Here is a 25,666-nt window from a genome sequence, read left to right on the forward strand (position 1 = left end):
GGCGGGATGGCCGGCGCGCTGGCAGTCTCTCTGTTCTGCATTGGCGAATAAATATGCGAATTTCGTCAATACAATTCAACATAAGCCAACAATCTGCCGAGCTCATTCCATGGACCGCTTCGATGCCATGCGCCTGTTCACCCGCATCGTGGAGCTCGGCAGCTTCACGCAGGCCGCGGCCGCGCTCGAGCTGCCGCGCGCCACGGCCACCCATGCGATCAAGGAGCTCGAGGCCCGGCTGCAGGTGCGCCTGCTCGAGCGCACCACGCGCCAGGTGCGCACCACGGTCGACGGCCAGGCCTACTACGAGCGTTGCCGCCACCTGCTGCTCGAACTCGAGGACGCCGAGTCCTCGCTCGCGCAGCTCGCGGTCAATCCGCGCGGGCGGCTGCGCATCGACATCCATGGCGCGGCCGCCAACGACATCGTGCTGCCGCGCATCGGCGACTTCCATGCGCGCTATCCGAACATCGTGCTCGCCGTGGGCAGCGGCGACCGGCTCGTGGAGCTGGTGCGCGAGGGCGTGGATTGCGTGGTGCGCGCGGGCGAGCCCAAGGACTCCTCGCTGGTCACGCGCCGGCTCGCGCTGCTGCCGCAAGTGACCTGCGCGAGCCCGGCCTACCTGGCCGAACGCGGCACGCCGCTGACACCGGCCGACCTGCTGAGCCAGCGGCACCTGGCGGTGAACTTCTTCTCGTCCTCGCGGCCCGACCACTTCCCCTACCTGTTCGAGGTGAACGGGCGCGTCGAGCAGGTCGTGCTGCCCGACTGGATCAGCGTGAACAACGCCGACAGCTACAAGACCTGCGCCGAGCAGGGCTGCGGGATCATCCAGGTGCCGCGCTATCACATCGAGCGCCAGCTGCGCGCCGGCACGCTGGTCGAGATCCTCGCCGACACGCCCTGCCCGCCGATGGTCTATTCGGTGCTCTACCCGCAGCACCGGCTGCTGTCGCCGCGCGTGCGGGTGTTCGTGGACTGGGTGACGGCGCTCTATGCGGAGCGCTTCGGGGCGCTGACGTAGCGGCCATGCCGTGGAACCGCGCCGCGCCGACAGGCATGGCTGCGGCATCCGGGCCGGCCGCTCATTCGTCGTCCGACAGCTGCGCCAGCTTGACGCGCAAGGTCTCGCGCTCGCGATCGAACAGCAGCGGAAGCACCAGCCATTGCTCGTAGAGCGTGGCGATCCAGCAGCAATAGCCGCTGTCGGGCCGATGCGCCTCCAGGCGCTCGAAGCACTGATGGATGTCGAGCATGTGGGCCGGTTCATGGCGGCCGATCCACGCGAGCGCGCGGATCGCCGCACAGGTCGACCAATCGGCGGGACCGAGCATCGCGCAGAGCAGCAGCTCGCGCCGCCGCGAACCCTGCCAGCCCTCGTCAACCTGCGCCAGGACCTGCGCCGCGACCATCTGCACGCGCGGTAGCCAGGCCAGCGCCTCGGCGCCCGCCGGCAGCGCGGGTGGATGCACCATGCAGGCCAGCACCTCGAGCGAACGGTCTTGCCCCGAAGCGGGACCGAGAGCCAGCGCCGCATGGCTGGCGGCGGCCCAGTTGGCATCCGGTTCGTAGGGCATCCGGGCCAGCCCGGCAATGCGTTCGAGCACCTCCGGCGCGGGCGCCGGCAATGCCGGGCTCGCATCGGTGCCGTCGTAGCGCCACAGCGAATGTGCCACCGGACCGGCCGGCTCCCGCGGATCGGGATGCGGGATGCCGTCGACCCGCACCGTCAGGGTCACGGGCTGATCCAGTGCCGCCAGCGCGAGCGTGAAAGCCAGGGCATTGGAAGGCGCCTCGATCGAGGACAGGCTCATCGACAAACGATTCGGCCGGGACGGCTCGGTGCTGTTGCCGGCCGGCGGGGCGGCCCGAAGCGACGCGAGCAGCTTGCGCAGCGTGTTGGCGCTCGCATCCTCCGGCTCGGGCAGCCTGTCGAACGCGGTATGCCAGAGCCGCTGCGCCCGCGCATTGCCTGCCTGGGCGGCTGCGAGGACGCGGTCGATCCACTGCGCGTCGCCCGTCAGCTTCCATTGGCAATACCACTGCGAGGCCTGCGCCCAGTCATGATCGGCCTCCTGCGCAAGCACATGGTCGTACCCCTGCAGCGCCTGTGCCCAGTCCTGGTTCTCGAGCCAGCCATCGGCCATCTCGAGAAAGGTGCTGAGCTCTTGCGGGTCGAACGCGATCGCACGGCGAAAGGCCTGCTCGGCCTCGGGCATGCGCCGCTGCTGGCGCAGCACCAGGCCGATCGCCGTCGCCACATGCCAGTCGGACGCTTCGGCCAATGGCCCGGCCAGCCGCAGCGCATCGTCGAACAGGCCGGCGCGCCGCAGGAAGCCGATCCGCAGCATGCGCCACTGCGCCTGGAACTCGTCCGGCGGCGCGATGCGCGCCAGCACCCGTGCCCAGCGCTGCATCGACCAGAGTCGGCGGGCGCTGCTGAGTCGGGCTTCGGAGGACTGCGTCAGCATCGCCTTGGCCAGGCGCATCTGCAGCCCGACGGAGAGCGACTCGATCGCCCCCGCGGGCTCGAGCCACTCGAGCAGCCAGGCACTCAGCCTGCCCGCGCCCTCGGGTTCCGACTGCACGATCTCCACCACGAGTTCGGTGGCCTCCTCCAGCCGGCCATCGCGCCGCCAGAGCCATGCCCGCAAGGCCTCGGGGCCCGCGTACCTTTGCTGTTCAGAAGGCAGCAGCGTCTCGGCGGCACCGCTGCCCGCCTTGTGCGCATAGCGCCCGGCCAAGGCCAGCGAGTCCGCATCGGTCGGCGCCATCAGCAGCAGATTGCCCAGATGCTGCGCGCCATGCGCGAGTTCGCCGTCCATCTCGAGTGAGTTGCGCGCGATCCATCGTTCGAACTCGAAGGTGCCGGCGCGAAGTTCCACCGCGCCGCTTTCCTTCGGCACCGCGTCCACCGCGTTCCGCGGCGCGACGCGACCGCCGATCCAGCGTTTCCACCATGACATCGCCTTGTTCTCCCTCGATTGCACATCGCGCACATCGCGCAGGACATTGCCTGGCCTCGGCCATCGAGCGCGAATGTACCGGACGCAAAACACTCCTTCGATGGACGCCGCCGCATGGCCGCGCATCCGCGTTGAAAGCGGCACGCAGGCCGGTGCTCGGCCAGCGGATCGGAGGCTTCATGGCGCCACGATGTCGCTGCCGCGGGCCGTGGCACCAGTCATGGTTCCGTCATGGGTCAAACCTAGCATCCGGCGGCCTTCTGGCCATATCCAACACGCAAAAAACAACCATGACCTCAAAGCTTCCCGCACCCGCACCCCGTCCCCTGCGCGCCGCCTTCGCCGCGCTCGGTGGCAGCCTCGTCATCGCCGCCTGCGGCGGTGGTGGTGGCGGTGCCATTGTCCCGGTGTTCCCGCCCGCCCCCGCGCCGGCACCCGCGCCCGCCCCGGCGCCCACGCCGCTGGGCACGCTCGACGGCTCGGTGCCGCTGGTGATCGGCCACCGCGGCCTGCCCGGCCTGTTCCCGGAGGAAACCCAGAAGGCCTACGAAGCGGCCGCCGATGCCGGCGCCGATTCGCTCGAGACCGACCTGCACCTGACCAAGGACTGCGTGCTGGTCGCGCGCCACAACCCCTGGCTCAGCGACAACACCGACATCGCCGACGTCGCCAAGACCAATGCCACCGTGAACGCGCGCAAGCGCACCGTGCCCGGCGTGCTGGTCGACGTGAAGTACCCGCCGATCGAGGCCAACGGCCCCAAGCAGTACCTGAGCGACCTCACCGATCCCAAGGATCCGAAGTCGGTGCTCAAGTCGCTGATCGTCGACGGCGAGGACCACACCAACGACTGGTCCATCACCGACTTCACGCTGGCCGAGCTCAAGCAGTGGATCCACGGCACCACCTACGACGCGAAGGACGAGCGCCCGACCGATCTCAACGGCAAGCTGCCGATCCTGAGCTTCCAGGAAGTGATCGACATCATGCGCGCCAAGGCCAAGGCCACCGGCCGCACGATCACCGTGTATCCGGAAACCAAGAACCCGATCTGGAACAACGCCCAGGCGATCGCCAACGGCTGCGGCCCGGCCGGCAGCCACCCGCTCGAGGACGCGCTGCTCAAGGCGATGAACGCCAACGACCTGAACCGCAAGGACGCACCGATCTTCGTGCAGAGCTTCGACCCGGTGAGCCTGAAGTACCTGCGCTCGGCCGGCCTCAAGGCACGCGCGGTGCAGCTGGTGGACGGCAACGCCATCGACTTCAAGACCGGCGAGATGATCTACGTCACCAACGACGTCTACACCTTCGTCGACGGCCGCCCCTACAGCTGGACGCTCGCGGGCGACCCGCGCTGGTTCGGCGCGATGCTCACCCCGGCCGGCCTGGCCGAGGTGAAGACCTATGCCGACGGCATCGGCCCGTGGAAGCCGCAGGTGATGGCCCACACCATCGTGCCCTTCAAGACCGGCGGCACGCTGGCCGACGTGAACACGATCAAGCCCACCGCGCTGATCGCCGACGCCCACAAGGCCGGCCTGTTCGTGCACAGCTACACCTTCCGCAACGAACAGAAGTACCTCGCGGGCGTGTTCAAGAAGGACCCCAAGGCCGAGTACCTCGCGTACTTCCGCGCCGGCATCGACGGCGTGTTCTCGGACTTCGCGAACACGGCCTTCGCCGCGCGCCAGGACTACCTGAAGGAAACCGGCCGCTGAGCCGGCAGGCGGCACGGCATGTACCCGGGCGAACGACTCAACGGGTACAGCCACCTGCTCGGCCTGCTGCTCGCCCTGCCGGCGGCCGTGCTGCTGCTGGCCAAGACCCTGCCCACGGGCGACCCGGCGAAGATCGCCGGCTCGCTCGTGTTCTCGCTCTCGGCGGTCGCGCTCTACGCGGCCTCCACCCTGTTCCACAGCACGCGCGGCCGGCTCAAACGCCTGTGGGAGTGCGCCGACCACTGCGCGATCTACCTGCTGATCGCCGGCACCTACACCCCGTTCGCGCTGGTGATGCTCGAAGGCGCCTGGGCCTGGCTGCCGCTGCTGGCGATGTGGGGCGCGGCCGCGGTCGGCATCCGGCGCGAGCTGATGGCCGCGCGCGGCGCGCCCGTGAAGCCCTCGCTGCCGCTGTACATCGGCATGGGCTGGCTCGCGATCGCCGCGGCCGTGCCGCTGGCGATGCAGCTCGAGGGCGGCGGCCTCGCATGGCTGCTGATCGGCGCCGTGCTCTATACCGCGGGCACGGTCTTCTACCGCAACCGCCGCGGCTTCCGGCATGCGCATGCCGTGTGGCACCTGTTCGTGCTCGCGGGCACGGTCAGCCACTACGTGGCGGTGGGCTGGTTCGTGCTGTAACCCGGCCGCCTACTCCTCGCTGGTCCACTCCACCTGCACGCCCAGGCTGCGCAGGTTCTCGACGAAGCGCGGATGCGCGCGGCGGATCGGCGTGGCGTTGCGGATCTCGGAGCGGCCCTCGATGCTCGAGGCCACCATGAAGAGCGCGATCGCCACGCGGATGATGTAGGGGCTCTCGACCACCGCGGGCACCAGCGGGGCGCCGCCGAAGGTGATGAGCCGGTGCGGGTCGGACGAGAACACGTGGGCGCCGAACTTCGAGAGCTCGCCGGTCCAGCCGAGCGCGCCGTCGTAGACCTTGTTCCAGAACATCGCGTTGCCCTGCGCGCGCACGCCCAGCGCGATGAAGATCGGCAGCAGGTCGACCGGAAAGTACGGCCAGGGCGCGGCCTCGACCTTGGTCAGCACGTTGGCGGTGAACGGCGTCTGCACCTTGAGCGGCCCCGAGCGCACGGCGCGCGACCAGCCGTCCTCGTGCACGATCTGCACGCCGAACTTGGCGAAGGTGCGGTCGATCAGCGGGAAGTTGGCCGGCGCGCTGTTGCGCACCACCACGTCGCCGCCGGTGATGGCGCCGAGCGCGAGGAAGGTGGTGATCTCGTGGAAGTCCTCGTCGAAGCGGAACTCGCCACCGCCCAGCGCATGGCCGCCATGCACCGTGAGGCGCGAGGTGCCGATGCCGTCGATGCGCGCGCCGATCATGGCCATGAAGCGGCAGAACTCCTGCACGTGCGGCTCGGAGGCCGCGTTGGTCAGGGTCGAGGTGCCCTCGGCGCCGACCGCGCACAGCACGAAGTTCTCGGTGGTGGTGACCGAGGCGTAGTCGAGCCAGTGGTCGGTGGGCACCAGGCGCCCGTCGGTGCGCACCAGCAGCGAGCCCTCGGCGCGCTCGACCTGGCCGCCGAAGCTGCGGAACACCTCCACGTGCGGATCGATCTCGCGCACGCCCAGGGTGCAGCCCTTGACGTTGTCCTCGAGCCGCGCCACGCCGAAGCGCGCCAGCAGCGGCGGCACCAGCATGATCGAGGAGCGCATCTCCTCGGGCAGCCGGTGGGCGGCGGCGTCGAACACGGTGTCGCGGTGGTGCAGCGCGAGCGTGCCGGTGGCGTGGTCGAGCTGCACCTCGCTGCCCAGCGTGCGGAAGATGTCGAGGATCTTGCGCACGTCGGTGATGTCGGGCACGCCATGCAGGCGCAGCGGCTCGCGCGTGAGCAACGTGGCGCAGAGGATCGGCAGCACCGCGTTCTTGTTGGCCGACGGCGTGATGCGGCCGCGCAGCGGCGTGCCGCCGTGGACGATGAGATTGGACATGTGTGTGTGGGACCCCTGTATGGGGTGAATGATAGGCGGCGCTAGGCCTCGTGGCCCGGCGTGCGGCGCGGAATCCAGTGGGCCAGCACGCCGGCCGCGGCGAAGGCGAGCCCGCCCGTGACCGCGATGCCCGCGGCCAGCGAGAGGCTGCCCGCGAGGAAGGACAGCAGCGCCGGCCCGCAGGAGGCGCCGATGTCGGACATCAGCCGCCACACGCCGAGGAAGTGCGCGCGGCCATGGCGCGGCGAATGGTCGGCGCCCAGGGTCATGATCATTCCCGAGCCGATGCCGTTGCCGAAGCCGATCGCCAGCGCCGCGACCAGCAGCGTGGCGGCGCCCGTGGTCAGCGGCATCAGCAGCATCGCGAGCCCCATGATCAGCATCGAGGGCACCGCGACCCAGCGCCGGCCCTTCTGGTCCATCACCTTGCCGGCCGGGTAGAACACCAGCATGTCGATGCCGCCGGCCATGCCGTAGATCAGCGAGGCCACCGAGGGAGCGAGCGCGAGGTGGTCGGCCCACAGCGGGATCACGGCCTGGCGCGAGGCGCGCACCGCGCTGACCAGGGTCACGGCGATGCCCAGCGTGAGGAACACGCGGCGGTGATCGCGCAGGGTCGAGACGATGGTGGGCTTCGCGGGCGCGGCCTGGCCCGGCGGCACGGGCGGAAGTTCGAGGTCCGGGATGCGCGCGCCCAGGATGGCCGCGCCGGCCACCGCCACGATGCCGAGCACGTAGGCCGCCATCAGGCCGAAGAAATGCACCGCGCCGGCCGCCAGGAAGGGGCCGATGAACATGCCGATGCGCATCACGCCGCCCAGCGTGGACAGCGCCCGCGCGCGGTACTCGACCGGCACCGCCTCGCTCATGTAGCTCTGGCGCGCGAGGTTGTAGACCGCCTGCGACATGCCGACCATGAAGCAGCCGAGCGCGAACAGGCCCAGGTGCGAGGTCCACACGCACAGCGCCATGCCGAGCGCGCTCCAGGCGCCGGCCGCGACGATGGCCCAGCGCTCGCCCCAGCGCATGGTGATCATCGAGGCCGGGATGTTGTTGAGCAGCGAGCCGATGCCGATCAGCGCCATCACCAGCGCCGCCATCGGCACCGAGGCGCCGAGCTCGCGCGCCGTGAGCGGCACGATCGGCAGGATCGCGCCCTCCCCGATGCCGAACAGCAGCGAGGGGCCGAAGGCCGGCACCGCGATGCGCCACAGCGAGAACGGGGCCTGGGAGGAGGACGAGGAGGTGGAGACGGCGGGCGGGGACGACATGCGGCGGGGGCTCTGGCTGGATGCCCTGGCCGCGCGGGGCGCGCAAGGCGCCGGCATTGTCCCGCCGATGGCGCGCGGGCGCAGGCGCGCCGCGCAGTGCCCGATGGGGCGGGTACGGCATTGCGGCCCGGGGCAGCGGGAACGCTCAGCCCCGCATCGCGTTCGCCACGATGCGCACCGCCGAGGCCACCACGTCGTTACGCGTCTTCGCGCCCTTGTCGCCCGGGAAGGTCAGGTACACCGCGAGCACCAGCGGCGCGCCCGAAGCCGGCCACAGCACGCCGACGTCGTTGTTGGTGCCGTAGTCGCCCGCGCCGGTCTTGTCGCCCACGGCCCAGCCGGCCGGCACGCCGGCCAGGAAGCGCTCCTTGCTGGTGGTGTTGCCGCGCAACCAGGCCTCGAGCCGCGCGCGCTGCGGCGCGGCCAGCGCATCGCCGAGCACCAGCCGCTGCACGCTGGCGGCCATCGCGGCCGGGCTGGTGGTGTCGCGCGGATCGCCGGGGATGGCGCTGTTGAGCTCGGTCTCCCAGCGGTCGAGGCGGAACACCGTGTCGCCGATGGAGCGCGCATAGGCCGTGACGCCGGCCGGCCCGCCGAGCTGGTGCAGCAGCAGGTTGGCCGCGGCGTTGTCGCTGTACTGCAGCGTGGCGGCGCACAGCTCGGCCACGGTCATGCCGTCGGCCAGGTGCTTCTCGGTGATCGGCGAGTTCGGCAACAGGTGGGCGCGGGTGTAGCTCAGGCGGCGCTCGAGCAGCGCCGGTTCCTGCGCGATGCCGCGCTGCAGGATCGCGGCCGCGAGCATCAGCTTGAAGGTGCTGCACATCGGAAACAGCTCGTTGCCGCGGTGCGCGATGCGCGCGCCGCTGGCGGTGTCGAGCGCGTGCACGCCCAGGCGGCCGCCGCAGTCGCGCTCGAGCGCCGCGAGCCGGGCCTCGGCGTCCGGGCCGGCGGCGGACCAGGCGGCGCAGGCGCTCGCGAGCGGAACCGCGCTGGCGGCGGCGAGGAGCGTACGGCGTCGGATCGGTGTGTTCATGGGTGTGGGATTGCGAGAGAGTGGTTGGACGAGACCGCATCGTAGGAACGGGCACCCCGCGCCGCCAGCGCGAGCGGGGCGGCGGGCGTCCCGGCTGTATCGGGTGTAACGGCACGGCCGGCATGAAAATTCAACCGAAGGGTTGAACAAAATCCGGAACCGATCTATATTCAACCTCATGGTTGAATTTGAACTGCCTGCCGAGCGCCAGGACCAGCGCCTCGACGCCATCTTCCACGCGCTGGCCGACAGCACGCGGCGCACCATGCTGCAGCTGCTGGCCCAGGGCGACTGCAGCGTGGGCGAGCTCGGCGCGCCGTTCCGCATGAGCTTCGCCGGCGCCTCCAAGCACGTGAAGACGCTGGAGCGCGCGGGGCTGGTGTCGCGCACGGTGCAGGGCCGCGCCCACGTGTGCCGGCTCGAGCCCGCCGCGCTGGCCACGGCCGACGCCTGGCTGCGCTACTACGAGGGCTTCTGGGGCGGCCGCCTCGATGCGCTCGAGCAGGCGCTGCGCGACGACGCCGCCGGCTGATTTCTTTTTTTCATCCGACACAAGGAGCAGCACCCATGACCACCACCGAACGATTCGGCCGGCTCGTCGAGCCCGGCACCCTGCGCATCGAGCGCCTGCTGGCCGCGCCCGTGGAGCGCGTCTGGTCCTACCTGACCGATCCCGGGAAGCGCGCGCGCTGGCTCGCGGGCGGCACCATGGCGGCGCAGCCCGGCGCGGTGTTCGAGCTGCGCTTCGAGCACACCACCCTCTCGGGCGAGGCCGCGCCCGAGCGCTACGCGGCCTACCGCGCGCCGCACCAGCAGAAGTCCCGGCTGCTGCGCATCGAGGCGCCGAGGCTGCTGGTCATCAGCTGGGGCAGCGAGGCGGACGACGCCTCCGAGGTCACTTTCGAACTCGCGCCGCGGGGCGATTCGACCCGGCTCGTGCTCACGCATCGGCGCCTGCCCGATCGCAAGGAGACCGTCAGCGTGGCCAGCGGCTGGCATGCGCACCTCGAGGTGCTCGAGGCGCTGCTCGAAGGCCGCGCACCCGCGGGCTTCTGGACCTCGCTGGCGGCGATCGAGCAGCACTACGAGGCGCAGATCCGCTGAGGCGCACGCGCTCGACCACCACAGGGGGCCTTCGGGCCCCTTTTCTTTTTCGGCCGGCGCTGTCGCGGCGCTGTCATGCGGCTCGCGCAGCATTCGAGGCATTGGTTGTATTTGTGGAATTTGTTGTAAATCACATTCATCTGCCCAAGTGCACATGAATGCATTGATCGCCGGCAAGCCACGCACGACCAGGAATGCCTTCGTGCCGGGGCGGGTCGAGTGCCCGCCCCGGCGTTCTTGACCTGCCGGAGTTCCCCGATGACAACGCCGAGAGGCCGCCTCGCGCGCGCCGCCCTGTGCCTGACCCCCGTGCTTCTGCTGGCCGCCTGCGGCGGCGGTGGCGGTGGCTCGACCCCCTTCCTTCCCGTTGCGCCGCCCGCGCCCGCGCCGGCGCCCGCTCCGGCGCCCTCCCCCGCGCCGGCACCCCGCCCCAAGGCGCTGGTCATCGGCGTCGACGGCGTGCAATACGCGGCCCTGCAACAGGCGCTCGGCGACGCGCGCATGCCCGCGCTGCAAGGCCTGGGCACCTTGCTGCCTTCCTACACCGGCGGCGTGCTCGGCCAGCGCACGCAGCAGCAGGCCACCGACGGGCCGTCGTGGGCCACGCTGCTGACCGGCGGCTGGGCCGACCGGCACGAGATCCGCTCCAACTACGAAGGCCAGGCCTTCGGCGCCGACACCGTCTTCAAGCTGCTCAAGCAAGGCCGCGCCGACACCCGCAGCGCGGTGGTCGCGAGCTGGAGCGGCCTGCCGCAACTGCTGCGCGCCGACAAGGCCGCGGGCTACATCGAGCTCGCGAAGGACTGCGACGGCAGCGACGACTGCGTCTCGACCGAGGCCGCGGGCGCGCTCGAGAGCGGCGGCTACGACCTCGTGGTCGCCGACTACCAGGGCCCGGCGCAGGTCGCCGACGTGGCGGGCTACGGCACCGACTACCAGAACGCGCTCGCGCAGGTAGACAGGCAGATCGCCACGCTGCGCTCCGCGCTGGCGCGGCGCCGCGCGGCCCAGCCGCAGGAGGACTGGCTGGTGGTCGTCGCCACCACCCACGGCCTGGGCGCCACCGGCGTGGCCGACGGCATCCCGGTGCCGTCGAACCTCGCGACCGCGCTGGTGCTCGACCGCCGCGCCAACCTCGACGCAGCAGCGCCCGCCGGGCTGCCCGCGAACATCGCGGACTGGTACGGCTACGCCTCCACGGCCGACATCGCGCCCACCCTGCTGACCCACCTGTCGGCGCTGCCCGCGGCCGACACGTACGCGATCGACGGCGCGCCGCTGCTGGGCGCGCCCGGCGTGCGCCAGCTCGCCGCGGTGGCCAACGACAAGCGCAACGGCATCCGCCTGAGCTGGACACTGCCGGCCCCCGTGGCATCGATCACGGTGCTGCGCGACGGCACGGCCGTGGCCACGCTGCCCGGCACGGCCCTCGGCTTCGAGGACACCACCATGCCCTTCGACGCCAGCGGCACCTACGCCTACGACTACACCGTGGTGGCCGACAAGACGCCGGTCTCGCTGCGCGCCTCGCTCGACTACGTGAAGCCGATCGTGCTGCTGCCCAGCGTGGCCAACGGCCTCACGCACCTGTTCCCGCTGAATGGCGCGCTCGGCGACCGCCTCGCGGGCGGCCAGGTCTTCGCGCCCTGGGTCAAGGGCGCCACCGCGGTCTATGCGGCGGCCGGCGACGGACCGCTGGGCAGCGGCACGCGCGCGCTGCTGTCGACCGACTACACCGGCGCCACGGTCTGCGCGGCCTGCGACGGTGGCTATTCGATCCCGACCGCCGGCGTGACCAGCACCACCGCGCCCTTCAGCTTCGGCTTCTGGTTCCGCTCCGACGCGACCCGCTCGGGCATGCCGGTGATCTCGAACAAGAACTGGGCCAGCGGCGCCAACCCCGGCATCGCGATCGGCCAGTACGGCAGCGCCCTGCGCTTCAACATCGGCCGCGGCGGCGACCGCGTCGGCGACAAGGACCTAGGCTTCAGCGCCAACACCTGGGCTTATGTCGTGATGACGGTGGACGTGCCGGCGCTGAAGGCGACCTACTACGTATTCGATCCTGCGCTGGGCCTGCAGAGCATTTCCGTGACGCTGACCAGCGCCTTCACGGCCGCGCTCAACGGCCTCAACAAGGGCTTCTCGCTCAACGAGGACGGCGATGGCGGCTACGGCCCGAACTTCCGCAACGGCGCCGGCAGCGCCACGGTTGCCGGGCGCTTCGACTTCGCCGAGTTTGCGACCTGGAACCGCGTGCTGAGCGCGGCCGAGATCGAGTCGATCGCGCGCTCGCGCGGTTCGCTGACCACGCTGGTGCCCTGAGGAGAGACACGCATGCGCAACACAGCAATGCAACGCACGGCCTGCGCCCTGGCGCTGCTGCTCGCCGCCACCGTGCTCACGGCATGCGGCGGCGGCAGCGGAGGGGGTGGCGGCGCCATCGCCCTGCCCCCGGCCACCGGCCTCGTGCCCAACGACCCGGCCACCGCCGGCCCGCCGGCCGAGGCGCTGACCCCGCCGGGCGGCACGCCCGATTCCCAACTGCCGCCGCGCCGTCCCGAGTCGGTGCGCTGCGCGCCCTGAGCCCGAACACCATGAGCGACACGCAAGCATCCCCTTCCCGCCGCGGCTTCCTGCGCGGCGCCGCCACCACCGCGGGCGCGGCCGCCGCGCTCGGCCTGCTGCCGCCCGGCATCCGCCGCGCGCTGGCGATTCCCGCCACGCAGGAGACCGGCACCATCAGCGACGTCAAGCACGTCGTGATCTTCATGCAGGAGAACCGCTCCTTCGACCACTACTTCGGCACCCTGCGCGGCGTGCGCGGCTTCGGCGACCGCTTCCCGGTGCCGCTGTCCAACGGCAAGCCCGTGTGGCAGCAGCCGCCGACCTCGGGCAGCGGCACCTGTGTGCCCTTCCGCTACGACACCACCGCCACCAGCGCGCAGCGCACCACCGGCATGGCCCACAACTGGTCCGACGGCCAGCAGGCCTGGAACGGCGGGCGCATGAACCAGTGGGTGGCGGCCAAGACGGCGCGCGCGCTCGGCTACTACACGCAGAGCGACATCGCCTACCAGTTCGCGCTGGCCGATGCCTTCACCTTGTGCGATGCCTACCACTGCAGCGAGCTCACCGGCACCAACTCGAACCGCCTGTTCCTCTGGAGCGGCACCAACGACCCGCTGGGCCAGGGCGGCGGTCCCGCGATCGACAACTCGAACGACGACCTCGCGAACGCGCCCGGCTACGACTGGACCACCTACCCCGAGCGCCTGGAACAGGCCGGCGTGAGCTGGCAGATCTACCAGGACATGGCCGACAACTACACCGACAACCCGCTCGAAGGCTTCACCAGCTTCCGCAAGGCCTACTACGCGGCCGAGCCGACCGAGGCGCAGCGCTCGCTCAAGGCGCGCGGCCTGTCCACGCGCTCCCTCGACGACCTGGCCGAGGACGTGAAGGCCGGCCGGCTGCCGCAGGTGAGCTGGATCGTGGCACCGGCCAAGTACTCGGAGCATCCCGGCCCCTCGTCGCCGCTGTGGGGCGCCGAATACACCGAGCGCGTGCTGAACGCCCTCACGGCCGATCCCGCGGTCTGGAGCCAGACCGTGCTGTTCATCATGTTCGACGAGAACGACGGCTACTTCGACCACATGCCGCCGCCCGCGATTCCCTCGCTCGATACCGACGGCAGCGAGGCCGGCATGAGCACGGTGTCGACGCTGGGCGAGCGCAACGACCTCAAGGCGCCCTACCGCGGCTCGCCCTTCGGCATGGGCTGGCGCGTGCCGATGTACGTGGTGTCGCCCTGGAGCCGCGGCGGCTGGGTCAACTCGCAGGTGGCCGACCACACCTCGGTGGTGCGCTTCCTCGAGACGCGCTTCGGCGTGATGGAACCCAACATCAGCCCCTGGCGGCGCGCGGTCGCGGGCGATCTCAGCACCTGCTTCGACTTCGCCACGCCCAATGCCGCGTTGCCCGCGCTGCCGCACATCGACGGCAAGGCGGCCGACGATGCCATCGCGAAGCAGCTGCTGCTGCCCACGCCGGTCGCGCCCGCGCCCGGCACCGGCACCCTGCCCCAGCAGGCCACCGGCGTGCGCTACTCGCGCGCCCTGCCCTACGAGCTGCACACCAGCGGCCGGCCCGACGTGGCGCAGCAGAAGTTCTGGCTGGTGTTCGGCAACACCGGCGGCGCGGGCGCGGTGTTCCATGTCTACGACCATCTTGCGCTCGACAAGGTGCCGCGCCGCTACACGGTGGAGCCCGGCAAGCTGCTCAACGACGCCTGGGCGGTGACGGCCGGCGGGCGCTACGACCTCTCGGTGTTCGGCCCCAACGGCTACTTCCGGCGCTTCGGCGGCAAGCTGCCAGCCGCGCTCGCGGGCGGCACGGCGCTGCCCGAGGTGCGCGTCTGCTACGACGCCGCCAACGGCGACGTGCACCTGGAAATGCACAACCTCGGCAACATCAGCTGCACCGTCGCGGTGGCGCCGAATGCCTACCGCACCGACGGCCCGTGGTCCTTCGCGCTCGCGCCGGGCCAGGTGGTGGTGCAGAAGTGGGACCTGGCACCGGCGAAGCACTGGTACGACTTCAGCGTGACGGCCAACGTGGACGACGGCACCAGCTACCTGCGCCGCTTCGCGGGCCGCGTGGAGAACGGCAGCCACGGCATCAGCGATCCGGCGATGGGCCAGGCGGCCTGAGCGTCACGCGCCTCCCCCACAATGGCGCCGGTCCGCCGCCGGCGCCATTCCTTCCTCCCCTTCGGCATCCCCATGCTCCAAGAAGAACGATTCCTGCGCATCCGCAGCCTGCTGGCCACCTTCTCGCGCCTGAGCGTCGAGCGGATCATGCAGGACCTCGCGGTCTCGCGCGAAACCGTGCGCCGCGACCTGCTCGAGCTCGAGGGCCTGGGCGAGCTGCGGCGGGTGCATGGCGGCGCCGTGGCCACGGGCGCGGAGCCCGAGCCGCCGCTGGCGGTGCGGCTGGTGGCGCGGCAGCGCGAGAAACGCGCCATCGCCAGGGCCGCGATCGCGCTGCTCGAACCGGGCCAGACCGTGTTCCTCGACACCGGCAGCACCACCGCGCTGCTGGCCGAGGCGCTGGCCACGCTCAGCGGCATGACGGTCATCACCAACTCGCTGAGCATCGCGCTCAAGCTCGCGGGCGCGGCCGAGGGCCGCGACACCGGCGGGCGCACCGTGCTGCTCGGCGGCGAGATCGACGTCAAGACCCAGGCCACCTGCGGCGCCGGCACGGTCGAGGAGATCCGCCGCTACCGCGCCGACGTGGCGCTGCTGTCGCCGGTGGCGATGCATCCGAAGCACGGCGCGATGAGCTTCGAGCACCACGAGGCCGCGATCGCGCGCGCCATGGCCGAGCAGGCGCAGCAGCTCGTGATCCTGGCCGACCACGCCAAGATCGGCCAGGCCAGCCGCGTCACCTATGCGCGCAGCGCCGACATCGACGTGGTCGTCACCGATGCGGCCTCGCGCGACATGCCGGCGCTGCCGGCCCTGCGCCGAGCCTGCGAGCGCGTGGTGCTGGCCTGAGGCTTTGGCATCATCGCGGGATGGAAATCCAATCCCGTCCCCTGGTCATCGTCAAGCTCGGCGACACCTTCGACGCCCTGCGCGAGACGCACGGCGACTTCGAGCACTGGATCGCCGACGGCCTGGCCAGCGACACGCTGCCCATCGCCGTGATCGATCCGCGCCGCGGCGACACGCTGCCCGATCCCGCCGCCATCGCGGGCGCGGTGCTCACCGGCTCGCATGCGATGGTGTCGCACCGCGAGGACTGGAGCGAACGCACCGCCGGCTGGCTCGCGCGCGCCGTGGCGCAGGGCACGCCGGTGCTCGGCATCTGCTATGGCCACCAGCTGCTCGCGCATGCGCTCGGCGGCGAGGCCGGCGACCATCCGCGCGGCCCGGAGATCGGCACGGTCAACGTCGTGCTCGAGGAGGCCGCCGCCACCGACCCGCTGCTGGGCGGCCTGCCGGCGCGCTTCGCGGCCCACGCGGTGCACTGGCAGAGCGCGCTGCGCCTGCCCGAGGGCGCGGTGCGGCTGGCCGGCAGTGCGCACGAACCGGTGCATGCCTTCCGCGTCGGCGACAGTGCCTGGGGCGTGCAGTTCCATCCCGAGTTCGATGCCCACGCGATGCGCGACTACATCGATCGCCTGGCCGGCCCGTTGAAGACGGCCGGGCTCGACCCCGAGGCGCTGCGCGAGCGCGTGCAGGCCACCGGCGATTCCGCGCAACTGCTCGGCCGCTTCGCGCGCATTGCCGAGGCGCGGCAGAGATAGGACAAGACGGAAGCGGACTTCCGGACGCAGAGGACGCGAAGGTTGCGCGAAGGACGCGAAAGGAAGGCAAGAAAAATTTTGAATTTCTCTTTCGCGCTCTTTGCGTAACCTTCGCGTCCTCTGCGTCCGGCTGTTCGTATTTCAGTACTGCACGCGCAGCGACAGCGTCGCGCTGCGCGGCGACCCGTACCAGCCCTGGTTGAAGAACGCCACCTGCGAGTAGTACTTGCGGTCGGTCAGGTTGTTGATGTTGAGGGTCGCCGAGACGTTCTTGCGGATCTCGTAGCGCGCCATCAGGCTCACCAGCGCATAGCCCGACTGCGCGACCACGGTGGAGCGGTTGGCCGGCGGCGCCATGACGGTCTCGTAGGCGCGGCCCTGCCAGTTCACGCCCGCGCCCACGGTCAGCGCGCTCCAGTCGCCCGGCAGCCGGTAGCTGCTGAAGATCTTGAGCTGGCTGCGCGGATGCCCGGTGTTGATCGGCGTGCCGTTCGCGGCCCGGGCGCGGAAGTGGGTGTAGCCCGCGGAGAGGTTCCAGCCGCGCGCGATCTCGCCGCTGAGCTCGAGGTCCACGCCCTCCACCTTCGCGCCGGCCACCGCACGGTAGGCCTGGGTGTTGGGCACGCCGCCCGCGGTCTGGCCGGCGATGGCCTCGGCCAGGTTGTCCTGGCGCGTCTGGAACAGCGCGAAGGCGCCGTTGAGCCGGCCCTCGGCGTAGGAAGCCTTGAGGCCGAGCTCGAAGCTCTTGCCGGTCACCGGGTCGAGGATCTCGCCGGCCGCGTCGCGGTTGTTCTGCGGCTTGAAGATGCTGGTGTAGCTGGCGTAGGCCGTGTAGGTGTCGTCGATGTCGTAGAGCAGGCCCGCGTAGGGCGTGATGCGGTCGCGGTGCTCGTACTTGCGGATGGCGCCGAAGTAGTTCTGGTCGGTCTTCCAGTTGCTCACGCGCGCACCCACGATCAGGTGCAGCGGGTCGGCCAGCGAGAAGCGCCCCACGGCATAGGCGCCGTCCTGGCGCGCGCGCATGGTGTCGGCCTGCGAAGGCACGCTCGACCACAACGGCTCGGCGATGCGGTCGACGCGCCAGTCGAAGAAGCTGCCGATCGGCGGCTGGTTCAGCGCGCGGTACTGCGGCAGGTCGAGCCGGTCGTCGAAGCGCATCCAGCCGAGCGAGAACTCATGGTCGCGGCCCAGCAGCCGGAACGGGCCGCCGAGCGTGGCATGGGCCGCGCGGCGCTTCAGTTCGCCGTCGTAGTAGATATACGACGGCGCCACGCTCATCGCGCCGGTGAAGGCGTTGACCGCGCCGCCGCGGTAGAGGTGCTTCATCATCATGTCGGTGCTGGCATGGCTGTAGGCCAGGCGCGCGGTCCAGCGGTTGGCGAAGCGGTGCGTGAGGTCGAGGAAGGCGGTGGTGGTGTCGGTCTCGGCCCGGGTCCATGTCGTGTTGCTGGCCACGGAGCGGTCGAAGTCGGTGCGCCGGCCATCGGTGTAGAACAGCGGGAAGCCGGCGCCGAAGCCGCGCGTCACGGTGTCCTGCCTGCTCAGCCCCAGCGTGAGCTCGGTGGCGGGCGTCAGGTCGGCACTGAGCACGCCGTAGAAGGTGTTCGAGCGGTTGCCGAGGAAAGTGGTGTAGCTGTCGCCGTCCGAATGGGCCGCCACCAGGCGCGAGCGGATGCGCCCGTCCTGCGTGAGCGGGACCGAGATGTCGGCCTCGGCGCGCCGGAAATTCCAGCTGCCCACCGACACGCCGGCCGAGGCCGCGAACTCGCGCAGCGGCCGCTTGCGCACGAAGTTGATGGCGGCCGACGGATTGCCCGCGCCGGTCATCAGGCCGGTGGCGCCGCGCACCACCTCGAGCCGGTCGTAGATGGCGGTGTCGAGGTTGCTCTCTCCGAAGGACCAGGGCGACAGCACTGGGCTCACGAGGCCGTCGAACTGGTAGGTGTCGATCGCGAAGCCGCGCGCCGACACCGAGAGCCGGTTGGCGTCGCTGCGCGTGATCGAGATGCCGGTGGCGCTGTTCAGCATGTCGCCCGTGGTCTGCAGGCCCTGGTCCTCGACGATCTGGCGCGTGACCACGCTGACCGATTGCGGCGTCTCGCGCGGCGAGAGCTGCAGGCCGGTCGCGGTGCGCGCGGCCTTCGTGGTGTACGAATTCGTGCCCTCGGTGGTGGGCGTGACCGCCGTGCCGGTGACCTCGATCGCGGGCAGCGCGGCGCTCGATCCGGCATCGGGTGCCTGCGCCAGCGCGGACATCGAAGGCAGCGCCGCGCCGAACAGGAGGCTCAGGGAATGGCGCCGGAATGGCGCGGGGGAACGGAAGGCAGTCGGCATGGCGGCAGTGAGGACAAAGGGTTTAACGACAAATGAGAATTGTTACCATCTGGCGATGGACCGACCTATGCCGGAGCGCGGCAAAGCTATGCAGTACGCCGAAAGCACGGCTTTCCCCGCCCCCGCCGCGTCGACGCGCGCGTTCAGCGCCGCCGAGTTCGACCGGCTCGGCCGCGACGCGGGCTTCCGCTATCGCCTGCCCTATCTCTCGGGCGCGCCGCGCGACCCCGAGGCGCTGTGCATTGCCGAGGGCCGCGTCGAGACGCATGCGCTCGGCGCGGGCCTGACGCTGGCCGCCTCCGACATCGTGGTGCACCACCACTACGAGGCCACCTCGCAGGCGAGCCCGCGGTTCTTGGCCATCGTGGTGCTGCAGGGCCAGGCACGGGCCGCGCTCGGCCGCGGCGACAGCGTGCCGATGCGCACGCACGGCGGCCTCAGCGCCGCCTATGGCGACGGGCTGTCGATGACCGGCATCCACCCGGCCCGCCAGCGGCTGCGCAGCATCAACGTGTCGGCCGCACCGCTCGGCACGGGCGACGCGCAACTCGAAGAACTGATCGCCGCCGCGCTGCGCTCGCCGGCCGGGCACCCGCGCCACTGGGCGGTGCCGCCGCACCTCGTGCAGGCCATCGAGCAGGTGCTCGGCGGCCGGTGGCAGGGCCCGCTGCAGGCGCTGCTGTGCCAGGGCGTGGCCCTGCAACTGCTCGCGCACGCACTGGCCGATGCGGCGCCTGCAACCCCACCGCAGCCCTCGGCGCGCGACCGCCAGTTGCTCGAACGCGTGCGCGAACGCCTGCACGACGCGCCCGAGGAACACCACACGCTCGAGGCACTGGCCAGCCTCGCCTGCATGAGCCAGAGCACGCTGCGCACCAAGTTCCGCGCCGCCTACCAATGCTCGGTCTTCGAGTGGCTGCACGAGCGCCGCATGGTGCTCGCGCGCGAGCGGCTGGCGCAGGGCCTGAGCGTGCAGGAGGCGGCGCGGCTGGTCGGCTACCGCCACGCGACCAACTTCGCGACCGCCTTCCGAAAACGCTTCGGCGTGGCGCCGAGCGGGCGCGAACGCCACTGACGCCGTCCGCGCCCCGGCGTCGGAGCGCGACTACATCGGGGCCCCGGCGCTTCGGTTAAGGTTCGGCGCATTTCCGCAGTTCCAGAAGGTCCCATGAACCGCCCCGTCCCCGTGCGCAAGCACTTCTCGATGATCCGCGGCTTCCACCTCGCCGACGTCTTCACGCTCGGCAACGCGGCCTGCGGCGTGGGCGGCGTGTTCCTCGCGATGGCCTACATGGCGAGCCAGTCGCTCACCCACTTCTACTGGGCCGCCGCGCTCGCGCCCGCGGCCTTCGTGTTCGACGTGTTCGACGGCCGCATCGCGCGCTGGCGCCAGACTCATTCGGCGCTCGGACGCGAGCTCGACTCGCTGGCCGACGTGATCTCCTTCGGCGTGGCGCCGGCCGCGCTGGGCTTCGCGGCCGGGCTCGACGGCGGCTGGGACTGCGTGGCGCTGGTCTATTTCGTCTGCTGCGGCGTGAGCCGGCTCGCGCGCTTCAACGTCACGGCCGAATCGCTCTCGGCCGGCGGCGACAAGGTCAAGTACTTCGAGGGCACGCCGATCCCGACCAGCGTGGTGCTGGTCGGCGTGCTCGCGTGGGCCGCCTCGCAGGGCCGCATCGGCGACGCGCTGTGGGGCGGCGCCTGGAGCGTGGGCCCGTGGCAGCTGCATCCGATGGCGCTGCTGTTCGCGCTCTCGGGCACGCTGATGATCAGCAAGACGCTGCGCATCCCGAAGTTCTGAGCCCGGACCAACCCAAGGAAGACACCCTCATGACGATGAAGCTGTATTTCGACCCGCACAGCCGCGCGCAGGTCGCCAAGTGGATGCTCGACGAGGCCGGCGTGGACTACGAGATCGTGCCCACGCTGATCCGCGAGAAGGCGCACAAGACGCCCGAGTTCCGCCGGATCAACCCGGCCGGCAAGCTGCCGGCGCTGGTCGACGGCCGCACGCGGCTGTTCGAGAACGCGGCCATCTGCCTCTACATCGCCGAGAAGTACCCCGCGAAGAAGCTGGCACCGCCCGTGGGCACGCCCGAGCGCGGCCGCTTCCTGTCGCTGATGGTCTATTCGACCGCGCAGCTCGAGCCCGCGATGGGCGACAGCCTGCTCAGGCTGCGCAGCAACAACAGCGCGCGCGGCTGGACCGACTTCGAGGAGGCCAAGGACGCGGTCGAGCGCGAACTCGGCGACGGCCCCCACCTGTTCGGCGCGCAGTTCACCGCGGCCGACGTGATGATCGGCTCGATGTTCATCTACCTGCGCGCCTTCGGCGGCCGCTCGAACCGGCCCCGGATCGACGCCTACGTCGAGCGGCTGCAGGCACGCCCGAAGGCCATGCGCTTCGGCTGAAGCGAAACGTTCCGGCGCCGGCTGCCGCGCCGGCGACAGGTGGCGCGGCAGAGGCGGGCCTACGCTCGGTCCCCCGCTGTTTTCCAACGAAGGCTTCGCGCCGCACCACCATGCACAACACCAAGAGACAGGCAGCCACCCTTCCCCTTTCCCTGCTCGCCGCAGCGTTGCTGCTCGCGGGCTGCGCCAGCGCCCCGCCGCCCTCGGGGCGCGCGGTCACGATCGAGCGCACCACCTACGGCATCGCCCACGTCACCGCGCCCGACTACGAAGGCCTGGCCTTCGGCGCCGCCTACGCGCATGCGCAGGACAACGTCTGCCAGACCGCCGAGCACCTGGTGACGATGCGCGGCGAGCGTTCGCGCTTCTTCGGCGCGCAGGAGCGCGGCGCCTTCGGCCTGGGCCTGATGCCCAACGCGCAGATCGACCTGTTCGTGCGCTACCACATGGACGACGCCGCGCTCGCGCGCGCCGGCGCCACCACCGGCGCCGAGGTGCAGACCATGATGCGCGGCTACGTGGCCGGCTACAACCGCTACCTGCAGGACGCCGGCCCCAACGGACTGCCCGCGGCCTGCCGCGGCAAGCCCTGGGTGCGGCCGATGACCGCGGCCGACCTGGCGCGCGCCACCGAGCAGTCGATGATCCAGGGCGGCCTGGGCGCGCTCGCGGGCGCGGTGCTCGAGGCGAAGCCGCCCGCGCCGGGCGCGCGCACCGGCGCGGCGCCGGTGCCGCTCGACCAGGCCGTGGCCGAGATCGGCCGCCACAGCTTCAACGCCAACCCCGAGGGCGGCGAGCTCGGCTCCAACGGCTGGGCCTTCGGGCGCAACGCCACGCCCGACGGCCGCGGCCTGCTGCTGGGCAACCCGCACTTCCCGTGGACCGGCACCAACCGCTTCTGGCAACTGCACCTGACGATCCCCGGCCGCGTCGACGTGATGGGCGCCACCGGCGGCCTGAGCCCGGTGGTGGCGATCGGCTTCAACAAGGACGTGGCCTGGACCCACACCGTGTCGACCGGCAAGCGCTTCACGCTCTACGAACTGCAGCTCGATCCGGCCGACCCGACCGTCTACATCGTCGACGGCCAGCGCCGCCGCATGACGGCGCGCACCGTGACCCTGCCGGCGAGCGAGGGCGCGCCCGCGCTGCAGCACACCTTCTACGAGAGCGAATGGGGCCCGCTGATCGCGCTGCCCAAGGCCGGCCTGGGCTGGACCGCGCAGCGCGCCTATGCGATCCGCGACGCCAACACGCTCAACGTGCGCTCGGCCGAGTCCTGGATGCGCATGGCGCAGGCGCGCAACGTGGCCGAGCTGCGCGCCGCGATGGGCAACCAGGGCATGCCGTGGATCAACACCATCGCGGCCGACCGCGACGGCAACGCGATGTACGCCGACCTCTCGGTGGTGCCCGACGTCTCGGCCGAGCAGCTGCGCGCCTGCGCGCCCTCGCCGGGCGCCGCGGCGCTGCTCAACGCAGCCGGTCTCGCGGTGCTCGACGGCTCGCGTGCCGCCTGCGCCTGGCAGCGCGATGCCACGGCCGCGTCGCCCGGCCTCATCGCGCCCGTGCGCATGCCGGTCGTGGTCACGCCCGACTGGGTGCAGAACAGCAACGACAGCTACTGGCTCAGCAACCCGCGCATCGCGCCGATGGCGGGCGTGTCGCCGCTGGTCGGGCCGGTGGGCGTGCCGCAGCGGCTGCGCACGCGCAGCGGCATCCTCGAGATCGAGGGCCGGCTCGCGGGCGCCGACGGCCTGCCCGGCAACCGCATGGGCGCGGCCGAGCTGCGCAGCGTGATCTTCCGCGACCGCAACCTCGCGGGCCTGCTGGTGATGGACGACCTGCAGGCGGCCTGCGCGGCGGCCGGCGGCGCGCTCGACGTCGACCAGGCGCTGGGCTGCCGCGTGCTCGCGGCCTGGGACCGCACCAGCAACGCCGACGCGAAGGGCGCGGCGCTGTTCCGCGAGTTCTGGCGCAAGGCCAAGGACATCCCGAAGGTCTGGCGCCTGCCCTTCGACCCGGCGCAGCCCGTGACCACGCCGGCCGGCCTCGACATGGCCGCGCCCGCCACCCGCGCCGCGGTCTTCAAGGCCCTGGGCGACGCGGTCGGCATCCTGCGCACCGCGGGCTTCGCGGCCGACGTGCCGCTGGGCGTGCCGCAGTCGCGCGAGGTGCGCGGCCAGCGCATCGCGCTGCATGGCGGCGACGAGTTCGAGGGCGTGCTCAACAAGCTCGAGTCGCAGGGCCAGTCGCTGATCGACCCGAAGGGCTACCGGGTCAACTACGGCAGCAGCTACATCCAGGTGGTGGGCTTCGACGAGCGCGGGCCGGTGGCGCAGGGCCTGCTGACCTACGGCCAGAGCAGCGACCCGGCCTCGCCGCGCGCCTACGACCAGCTGCCGCTGTTCGCGGCCAAGCAGTGGCACGCGCTGCCGTTCCACCGCGCCGATGTCGAGGCGCAGCGCGAGGGACGGCCGCTGCAGTTCGCCTACTGAGATCGAGCAAACCCGAGCCCGCCGCTGCGACACATCGATTGCGCAGAATCGACGCCATGTCCCAAACCACTGCCGCTCCTTTCGCCTCCAGCCACCGGCCCTCGGGCCTCGACCAGCTGATCGCCCTCGCCGCCGCCCGGCCGCTGGCGCCGGCCTGCGACCACTTCTACTTCCTGCGTCACGGCCAGACCGGCCGCAACGCGCAGCGCATCTTCCAGGCCACCGACGAGCCGCTGAGCGAGCTCGGCCTGCAGCAGGCCGCGCGCGCGGCCGAACTGCTGGCGGGCGAGCCGATCCGCACCATCGTCTGCTCCGATGCGCGGCGCGCCTTCGACACCGCCCATGCCGTGGGCAGCGCGCTCAAGCTGGTGCCCACGGCGCAGGCCGTGCTGCGCGAGCGCAACTTCGGCGCGCTGATCGGCACCTCCTCGGCCAACATCGACTGGGCCTGCGAGCCCGAGGGCGGCGAGACCCTGGCCCAGTTCGTCGCGCGCAAGCGCGCCGCGCTGGCCGAGGCCCTGGCCCAGCCCGCGCCGGTGCTGGTGGTGGCGCACGGCGGCACGCTCTATGCGCTGGCCGCGCTGCTGGGCGTGCCGGTCGACCTGGGGCTGCTGGGCAACGCGCAGCCATTGCGTTTCGACCGCAGCGGCCCCACATGGGCCGTGACGCCGCTGCTGCGGCATGCCGACGGCGACGCCGCGCTGGCCTAGGGTTCTCCGAGCGCCGCGCGCGAGCCGTCCCCACACCCCACACCAAGACCATGGAATTCAAGGACTACTACAGCGCCCTGGGCATCGAGCGCACCGCGTCGGACGACGAGGTGCGCAAGGCCTACCGCAAGCTCGCGCGCAAGTACCACCCCGACGTCAGCAAGGAGCCCGACGCCGAGCAGCGCATGCGCGACATCAACGAAGCCAAGGACGTGCTCGGCGACAAGGAGAAGCGCGCCGCCTACGACGCCCTGGCCGACCGCGTGGCGCGCGGTGGCCGCCCCGACGGCGACTTCCAGCCGCCGCCGGGCTGGGACGCCGGCTTCGAGTTCCACCGCGGACCGCGCCAGGGCCCGGCCGACCATGCCGACTTCAGCGAGTTCTTCTCCTCGATGTTCGGCGAGGCCGAGCGCCGCGGCGCCGCGCGGCAGAACTTCCGCGCGCGCGGCGAGGACCACCATGCCGCGATCGAGATCGCGCTCGAGGACGCCATCGGCGGCGCCGAGCGCGAGATCAGCCTGCGCTCGCAGGTGCTCGACGCGCAGGGCCAGCCGCGCTGGGAAACGCGCACCCTGAGCGTGAAGATCCCGCCCGGCGTGCATCCGGGCCAGTTCATCCGCCTCGCGGGCCAGGGGCTGCCGGGCCACGGCGGCGAGCCGGCCGGCGACCTCTACCTCGAGGTGCGCATCGCGCCGCACCAGCTCTACCGCGTCGAGGCGCGCGACCTCTACATGACCCTGCCGGTCACGCCCACCGAGGCCGCGCTCGGCGCGCAGGTCGAGGTGCCGCTGCCCGGCGGCGGCGCGGTCGAGGTCACGGTGCCGAAGCAGGCCAAGAGCGGCCTCAAGCTGCGCCTCAAGGGCCGCGGCCTCGCGGGCAAGACGCCCGGCGACCTCTACCTGCTGCTCGACATCGCGCTGCCGCCCGCCGACAGCGAGGCCGCGCGCGGCGCCTACGAGGCACTCGCGAAGGCTTCGGCCTCGTTCAACCCACGCCAGCACCTGGGAGTCTGAGATGGCGACCGTTTCCATCACCACCACCGCCGTCGGCCAACTGCATCCGCTGGCCGCGAGCGAACTCGCGCATGCCTGCGGTGCCGACACCGCCTGGGTCGTGCAACTGGTCGAGGTCGGCATCGTGCGCATCGAGACCGAGGAGGCGCAGCCCGAGCGCTGGCGCTTCTCGAGCGCCGACCTGCAGCATGCGCTGGAGGCGCGGCGGCTCGAGCGCGACTTCGGCGTCGGCCTCGATGCCGCGGCGCTGATCCTCGACCTGCAGCACGAGGTGCGCAGGCTCAAGACGGTGCTGCAGGCGCACGGCCTGCGATAGGCCCACGCGCCGCAAGGAAAAG

The 25,666-nt window shown here is 71.5% G+C and carries 22 protein-coding genes; 17 read left to right on the top strand and 5 right to left on the bottom strand.

Features of this window, described 5'->3' with window-relative positions; all coding sequences use genetic code 11:
• Window positions 1–109: 109 nt before the first annotated feature.
• Window positions 110–1,024, top strand: coding sequence for a LysR family transcriptional regulator (locus AC1HIL_RS23760; protein WP_479670152.1), 915 nt, complete (start codon window positions 110–112; stop codon window positions 1,022–1,024).
• Between the two features lie 61 nt (window positions 1,025–1,085).
• On the opposite strand, the gene AC1HIL_RS23765 is transcribed toward AC1HIL_RS23760, so the two are convergent.
• Window positions 1,086–3,110 (bottom strand): tetratricopeptide repeat protein, encoded by a 2,025-nt coding sequence (locus tag AC1HIL_RS23765; protein ID WP_479670153.1) that lies wholly within the window; start codon window positions 3,108–3,110, stop codon window positions 1,086–1,088.
• Window positions 3,111–3,256: 146 nt separating this feature from the next.
• On the opposite strand from AC1HIL_RS23765, the gene AC1HIL_RS23770 reads away from it, so the two are divergent.
• Together AC1HIL_RS23770 and trhA are read left to right on the top strand one after the other, a co-directional pair.
• Window positions 3,257–4,687 (top strand): glycerophosphodiester phosphodiesterase family protein, encoded by a 1,431-nt coding sequence (locus AC1HIL_RS23770; RefSeq protein ID WP_422096661.1) that lies wholly within the window; start codon window positions 3,257–3,259, stop codon window positions 4,685–4,687.
• An 18-nt stretch (window positions 4,688–4,705) separates the two neighbouring features.
• The gene (gene trhA, locus AC1HIL_RS23775) at window positions 4,706–5,326 is read left to right on the top strand and encodes a PAQR family membrane homeostasis protein TrhA (RefSeq protein WP_057597838.1); all 621 of its coding nucleotides are present in this window, start codon (window positions 4,706–4,708) and stop codon (window positions 5,324–5,326) included.
• Window positions 5,327–5,335: 9 nt separating this feature from the next.
• Here the strand turns inward: trhA and AC1HIL_RS23780 are convergent, their stop codons facing one another.
• The 3 genes from AC1HIL_RS23780 to bla all read right to left on the bottom strand — a co-directional run bounded on the left by AC1HIL_RS23780 (window position 5,336) and on the right by bla (window position 8,941).
• On the bottom strand, window positions 5,336–6,637 hold the full coding sequence (locus AC1HIL_RS23780; RefSeq protein WP_093344681.1) for a UDP-N-acetylglucosamine 1-carboxyvinyltransferase: 1,302 nt from the start codon (window positions 6,635–6,637) through the stop codon (window positions 5,336–5,338).
• 41 nt (window positions 6,638–6,678) lie between these two features.
• A complete protein-coding gene (locus AC1HIL_RS23785; protein WP_261206836.1) occupies window positions 6,679–7,908 on the bottom strand; it encodes an MFS transporter in 1,230 nt (409 codons plus the stop codon).
• Window positions 7,909–8,053: 145 nt separating this feature from the next.
• The gene (bla, locus tag AC1HIL_RS23790; protein WP_422096660.1) at window positions 8,054–8,941 is read right to left on the bottom strand and encodes a class A beta-lactamase; all 888 of its coding nucleotides are present in this window, start codon (window positions 8,939–8,941) and stop codon (window positions 8,054–8,056) included.
• Window positions 8,942–9,119: 178 nt separating this feature from the next.
• Here bla and AC1HIL_RS23795 point away from each other — a divergent pair, with 178 nt between their 5' ends.
• The 7 genes from AC1HIL_RS23795 (at window position 9,120) to AC1HIL_RS23825 (ending at window position 16,361) form a co-directional block, all read left to right on the top strand.
• On the top strand, window positions 9,120–9,473 hold the full coding sequence (locus AC1HIL_RS23795) for an ArsR/SmtB family transcription factor (protein ID WP_479670154.1): 354 nt from the start codon (window positions 9,120–9,122) through the stop codon (window positions 9,471–9,473).
• 35 nt (window positions 9,474–9,508) lie between these two features.
• Window positions 9,509–10,045, top strand: a complete 537-nt coding sequence (locus AC1HIL_RS23800) for an SRPBCC family protein (protein ID WP_479670155.1) — start codon at window positions 9,509–9,511, stop codon at window positions 10,043–10,045.
• A gap of 258 nt (window positions 10,046–10,303) precedes the next feature.
• Entirely contained in the window at window positions 10,304–12,370 is a 2,067-nt protein-coding gene (locus tag AC1HIL_RS23805) for a hypothetical protein (protein ID WP_479670156.1), read from the top strand.
• A 12-nt stretch (window positions 12,371–12,382) separates the two neighbouring features.
• Window positions 12,383–12,631: a hypothetical protein gene (locus AC1HIL_RS23810; protein WP_479670157.1), complete on the top strand. Its 249-nt coding sequence runs from the start codon at window positions 12,383–12,385 to the stop codon at window positions 12,629–12,631.
• A gap of 11 nt (window positions 12,632–12,642) precedes the next feature.
• Entirely contained in the window at window positions 12,643–14,757 is a 2,115-nt protein-coding gene (locus AC1HIL_RS23815) for a phosphocholine-specific phospholipase C (protein WP_479670158.1), read from the top strand.
• Window positions 14,758–14,829: 72 nt separating this feature from the next.
• Window positions 14,830–15,606: a DeoR/GlpR family DNA-binding transcription regulator gene (locus AC1HIL_RS23820; RefSeq protein ID WP_203201563.1), complete on the top strand. Its 777-nt coding sequence runs from the start codon at window positions 14,830–14,832 to the stop codon at window positions 15,604–15,606.
• A gap of 20 nt (window positions 15,607–15,626) precedes the next feature.
• Entirely contained in the window at window positions 15,627–16,361 is a 735-nt protein-coding gene (locus tag AC1HIL_RS23825; protein ID WP_057595075.1) for a glutamine amidotransferase, read from the top strand.
• A 141-nt stretch (window positions 16,362–16,502) separates the two neighbouring features.
• On the opposite strand, the gene fauA is transcribed toward AC1HIL_RS23825, so the two are convergent.
• Window positions 16,503–18,695, bottom strand: coding sequence for a TonB-dependent alcaligin siderophore receptor FauA (gene fauA, locus AC1HIL_RS23830; RefSeq protein ID WP_479670159.1), 2,193 nt, complete (start codon window positions 18,693–18,695; stop codon window positions 16,503–16,505).
• Between the two features lie 88 nt (window positions 18,696–18,783).
• Here fauA and AC1HIL_RS23835 point away from each other — a divergent pair, with 88 nt between their 5' ends.
• The 7 genes from AC1HIL_RS23835 to AC1HIL_RS23865 all read left to right on the top strand — a co-directional run bounded on the left by AC1HIL_RS23835 (window position 18,784) and on the right by AC1HIL_RS23865 (window position 25,644).
• Window positions 18,784–19,770 carry a helix-turn-helix transcriptional regulator gene (locus AC1HIL_RS23835; protein ID WP_479670160.1) on the top strand — a complete coding sequence of 329 codons (987 nt, stop codon included), beginning with the start codon at window positions 18,784–18,786 and terminating at the stop codon, window positions 19,768–19,770.
• 93 nt (window positions 19,771–19,863) lie between these two features.
• Window positions 19,864–20,496 carry a CDP-alcohol phosphatidyltransferase family protein gene (locus tag AC1HIL_RS23840; protein ID WP_057595072.1) on the top strand — a complete coding sequence of 211 codons (633 nt, stop codon included), beginning with the start codon at window positions 19,864–19,866 and terminating at the stop codon, window positions 20,494–20,496.
• Window positions 20,497–20,525: 29 nt separating this feature from the next.
• Window positions 20,526–21,107, top strand: coding sequence for a glutathione S-transferase family protein (locus AC1HIL_RS23845; protein ID WP_479670161.1), 582 nt, complete (start codon window positions 20,526–20,528; stop codon window positions 21,105–21,107).
• A gap of 110 nt (window positions 21,108–21,217) precedes the next feature.
• Entirely contained in the window at window positions 21,218–23,605 is a 2,388-nt protein-coding gene (locus tag AC1HIL_RS23850) for a penicillin acylase family protein (RefSeq protein WP_479670162.1), read from the top strand.
• Window positions 23,606–23,661: 56 nt separating this feature from the next.
• Window positions 23,662–24,315 carry a histidine phosphatase family protein gene (locus AC1HIL_RS23855; protein ID WP_479670163.1) on the top strand — a complete coding sequence of 218 codons (654 nt, stop codon included), beginning with the start codon at window positions 23,662–23,664 and terminating at the stop codon, window positions 24,313–24,315.
• Window positions 24,316–24,365: 50 nt separating this feature from the next.
• Entirely contained in the window at window positions 24,366–25,328 is a 963-nt protein-coding gene (locus AC1HIL_RS23860) for a DnaJ C-terminal domain-containing protein (protein WP_479670164.1), read from the top strand.
• 1 nt (window position 25,329) lies between these two features.
• On the top strand, window positions 25,330–25,644 hold the full coding sequence (locus AC1HIL_RS23865; RefSeq protein ID WP_057595067.1) for a chaperone modulator CbpM: 315 nt from the start codon (window positions 25,330–25,332) through the stop codon (window positions 25,642–25,644).
• Window positions 25,645–25,666: the final 22 nt, after the last annotated feature.

The organism is Variovorax sp. ISS6, assembly GCF_056523145.1.

What these genes read in the sequence shown, in the direction of transcription:
- AC1HIL_RS23795 (WP_479670154.1), top strand. Translation starts at nt 9,120, where the DNA reads ATGGTTGAATTTGAACTGCCTGCCGAGCGCCAGGACCAGCGCCTCGAC.
- AC1HIL_RS23785 (WP_261206836.1), bottom strand. Translation starts at nt 7,908, where the DNA reads ATGTCGTCCCCGCCCGCCGTCTCCACCTCCTCGTCCTCCTCCCAGGCC.
- AC1HIL_RS23805 (WP_479670156.1), top strand. Translation starts at nt 10,304, where the DNA reads ATGACAACGCCGAGAGGCCGCCTCGCGCGCGCCGCCCTGTGCCTGACC.
- AC1HIL_RS23865 (WP_057595067.1), top strand. Translation starts at nt 25,330, where the DNA reads ATGGCGACCGTTTCCATCACCACCACCGCCGTCGGCCAACTGCATCCG.
- AC1HIL_RS23835 (WP_479670160.1), top strand. Translation starts at nt 18,784, where the DNA reads ATGCAGTACGCCGAAAGCACGGCTTTCCCCGCCCCCGCCGCGTCGACG.
- AC1HIL_RS23760 (WP_479670152.1), top strand. Translation starts at nt 110, where the DNA reads ATGGACCGCTTCGATGCCATGCGCCTGTTCACCCGCATCGTGGAGCTC.
- bla (WP_422096660.1), bottom strand. Translation starts at nt 8,941, where the DNA reads ATGAACACACCGATCCGACGCCGTACGCTCCTCGCCGCCGCCAGCGCG.
- AC1HIL_RS23815 (WP_479670158.1), top strand. Translation starts at nt 12,643, where the DNA reads ATGAGCGACACGCAAGCATCCCCTTCCCGCCGCGGCTTCCTGCGCGGC.
- AC1HIL_RS23850 (WP_479670162.1), top strand. Translation starts at nt 21,218, where the DNA reads ATGCACAACACCAAGAGACAGGCAGCCACCCTTCCCCTTTCCCTGCTC.
- AC1HIL_RS23840 (WP_057595072.1), top strand. Translation starts at nt 19,864, where the DNA reads ATGAACCGCCCCGTCCCCGTGCGCAAGCACTTCTCGATGATCCGCGGC.
- AC1HIL_RS23810 (WP_479670157.1), top strand. Translation starts at nt 12,383, where the DNA reads ATGCGCAACACAGCAATGCAACGCACGGCCTGCGCCCTGGCGCTGCTG.
- AC1HIL_RS23860 (WP_479670164.1), top strand. Translation starts at nt 24,366, where the DNA reads ATGGAATTCAAGGACTACTACAGCGCCCTGGGCATCGAGCGCACCGCG.
- AC1HIL_RS23780 (WP_093344681.1), bottom strand. Translation starts at nt 6,637, where the DNA reads ATGTCCAATCTCATCGTCCACGGCGGCACGCCGCTGCGCGGCCGCATC.
- fauA (WP_479670159.1), bottom strand. Translation starts at nt 18,695, where the DNA reads ATGCCGACTGCCTTCCGTTCCCCCGCGCCATTCCGGCGCCATTCCCTG.
- AC1HIL_RS23800 (WP_479670155.1), top strand. Translation starts at nt 9,509, where the DNA reads ATGACCACCACCGAACGATTCGGCCGGCTCGTCGAGCCCGGCACCCTG.
- AC1HIL_RS23820 (WP_203201563.1), top strand. Translation starts at nt 14,830, where the DNA reads ATGCTCCAAGAAGAACGATTCCTGCGCATCCGCAGCCTGCTGGCCACC.
- AC1HIL_RS23845 (WP_479670161.1), top strand. Translation starts at nt 20,526, where the DNA reads ATGACGATGAAGCTGTATTTCGACCCGCACAGCCGCGCGCAGGTCGCC.
- AC1HIL_RS23825 (WP_057595075.1), top strand. Translation starts at nt 15,627, where the DNA reads ATGGAAATCCAATCCCGTCCCCTGGTCATCGTCAAGCTCGGCGACACC.
- AC1HIL_RS23770 (WP_422096661.1), top strand. Translation starts at nt 3,257, where the DNA reads ATGACCTCAAAGCTTCCCGCACCCGCACCCCGTCCCCTGCGCGCCGCC.
- AC1HIL_RS23855 (WP_479670163.1), top strand. Translation starts at nt 23,662, where the DNA reads ATGTCCCAAACCACTGCCGCTCCTTTCGCCTCCAGCCACCGGCCCTCG.
- trhA (WP_057597838.1), top strand. Translation starts at nt 4,706, where the DNA reads ATGTACCCGGGCGAACGACTCAACGGGTACAGCCACCTGCTCGGCCTG.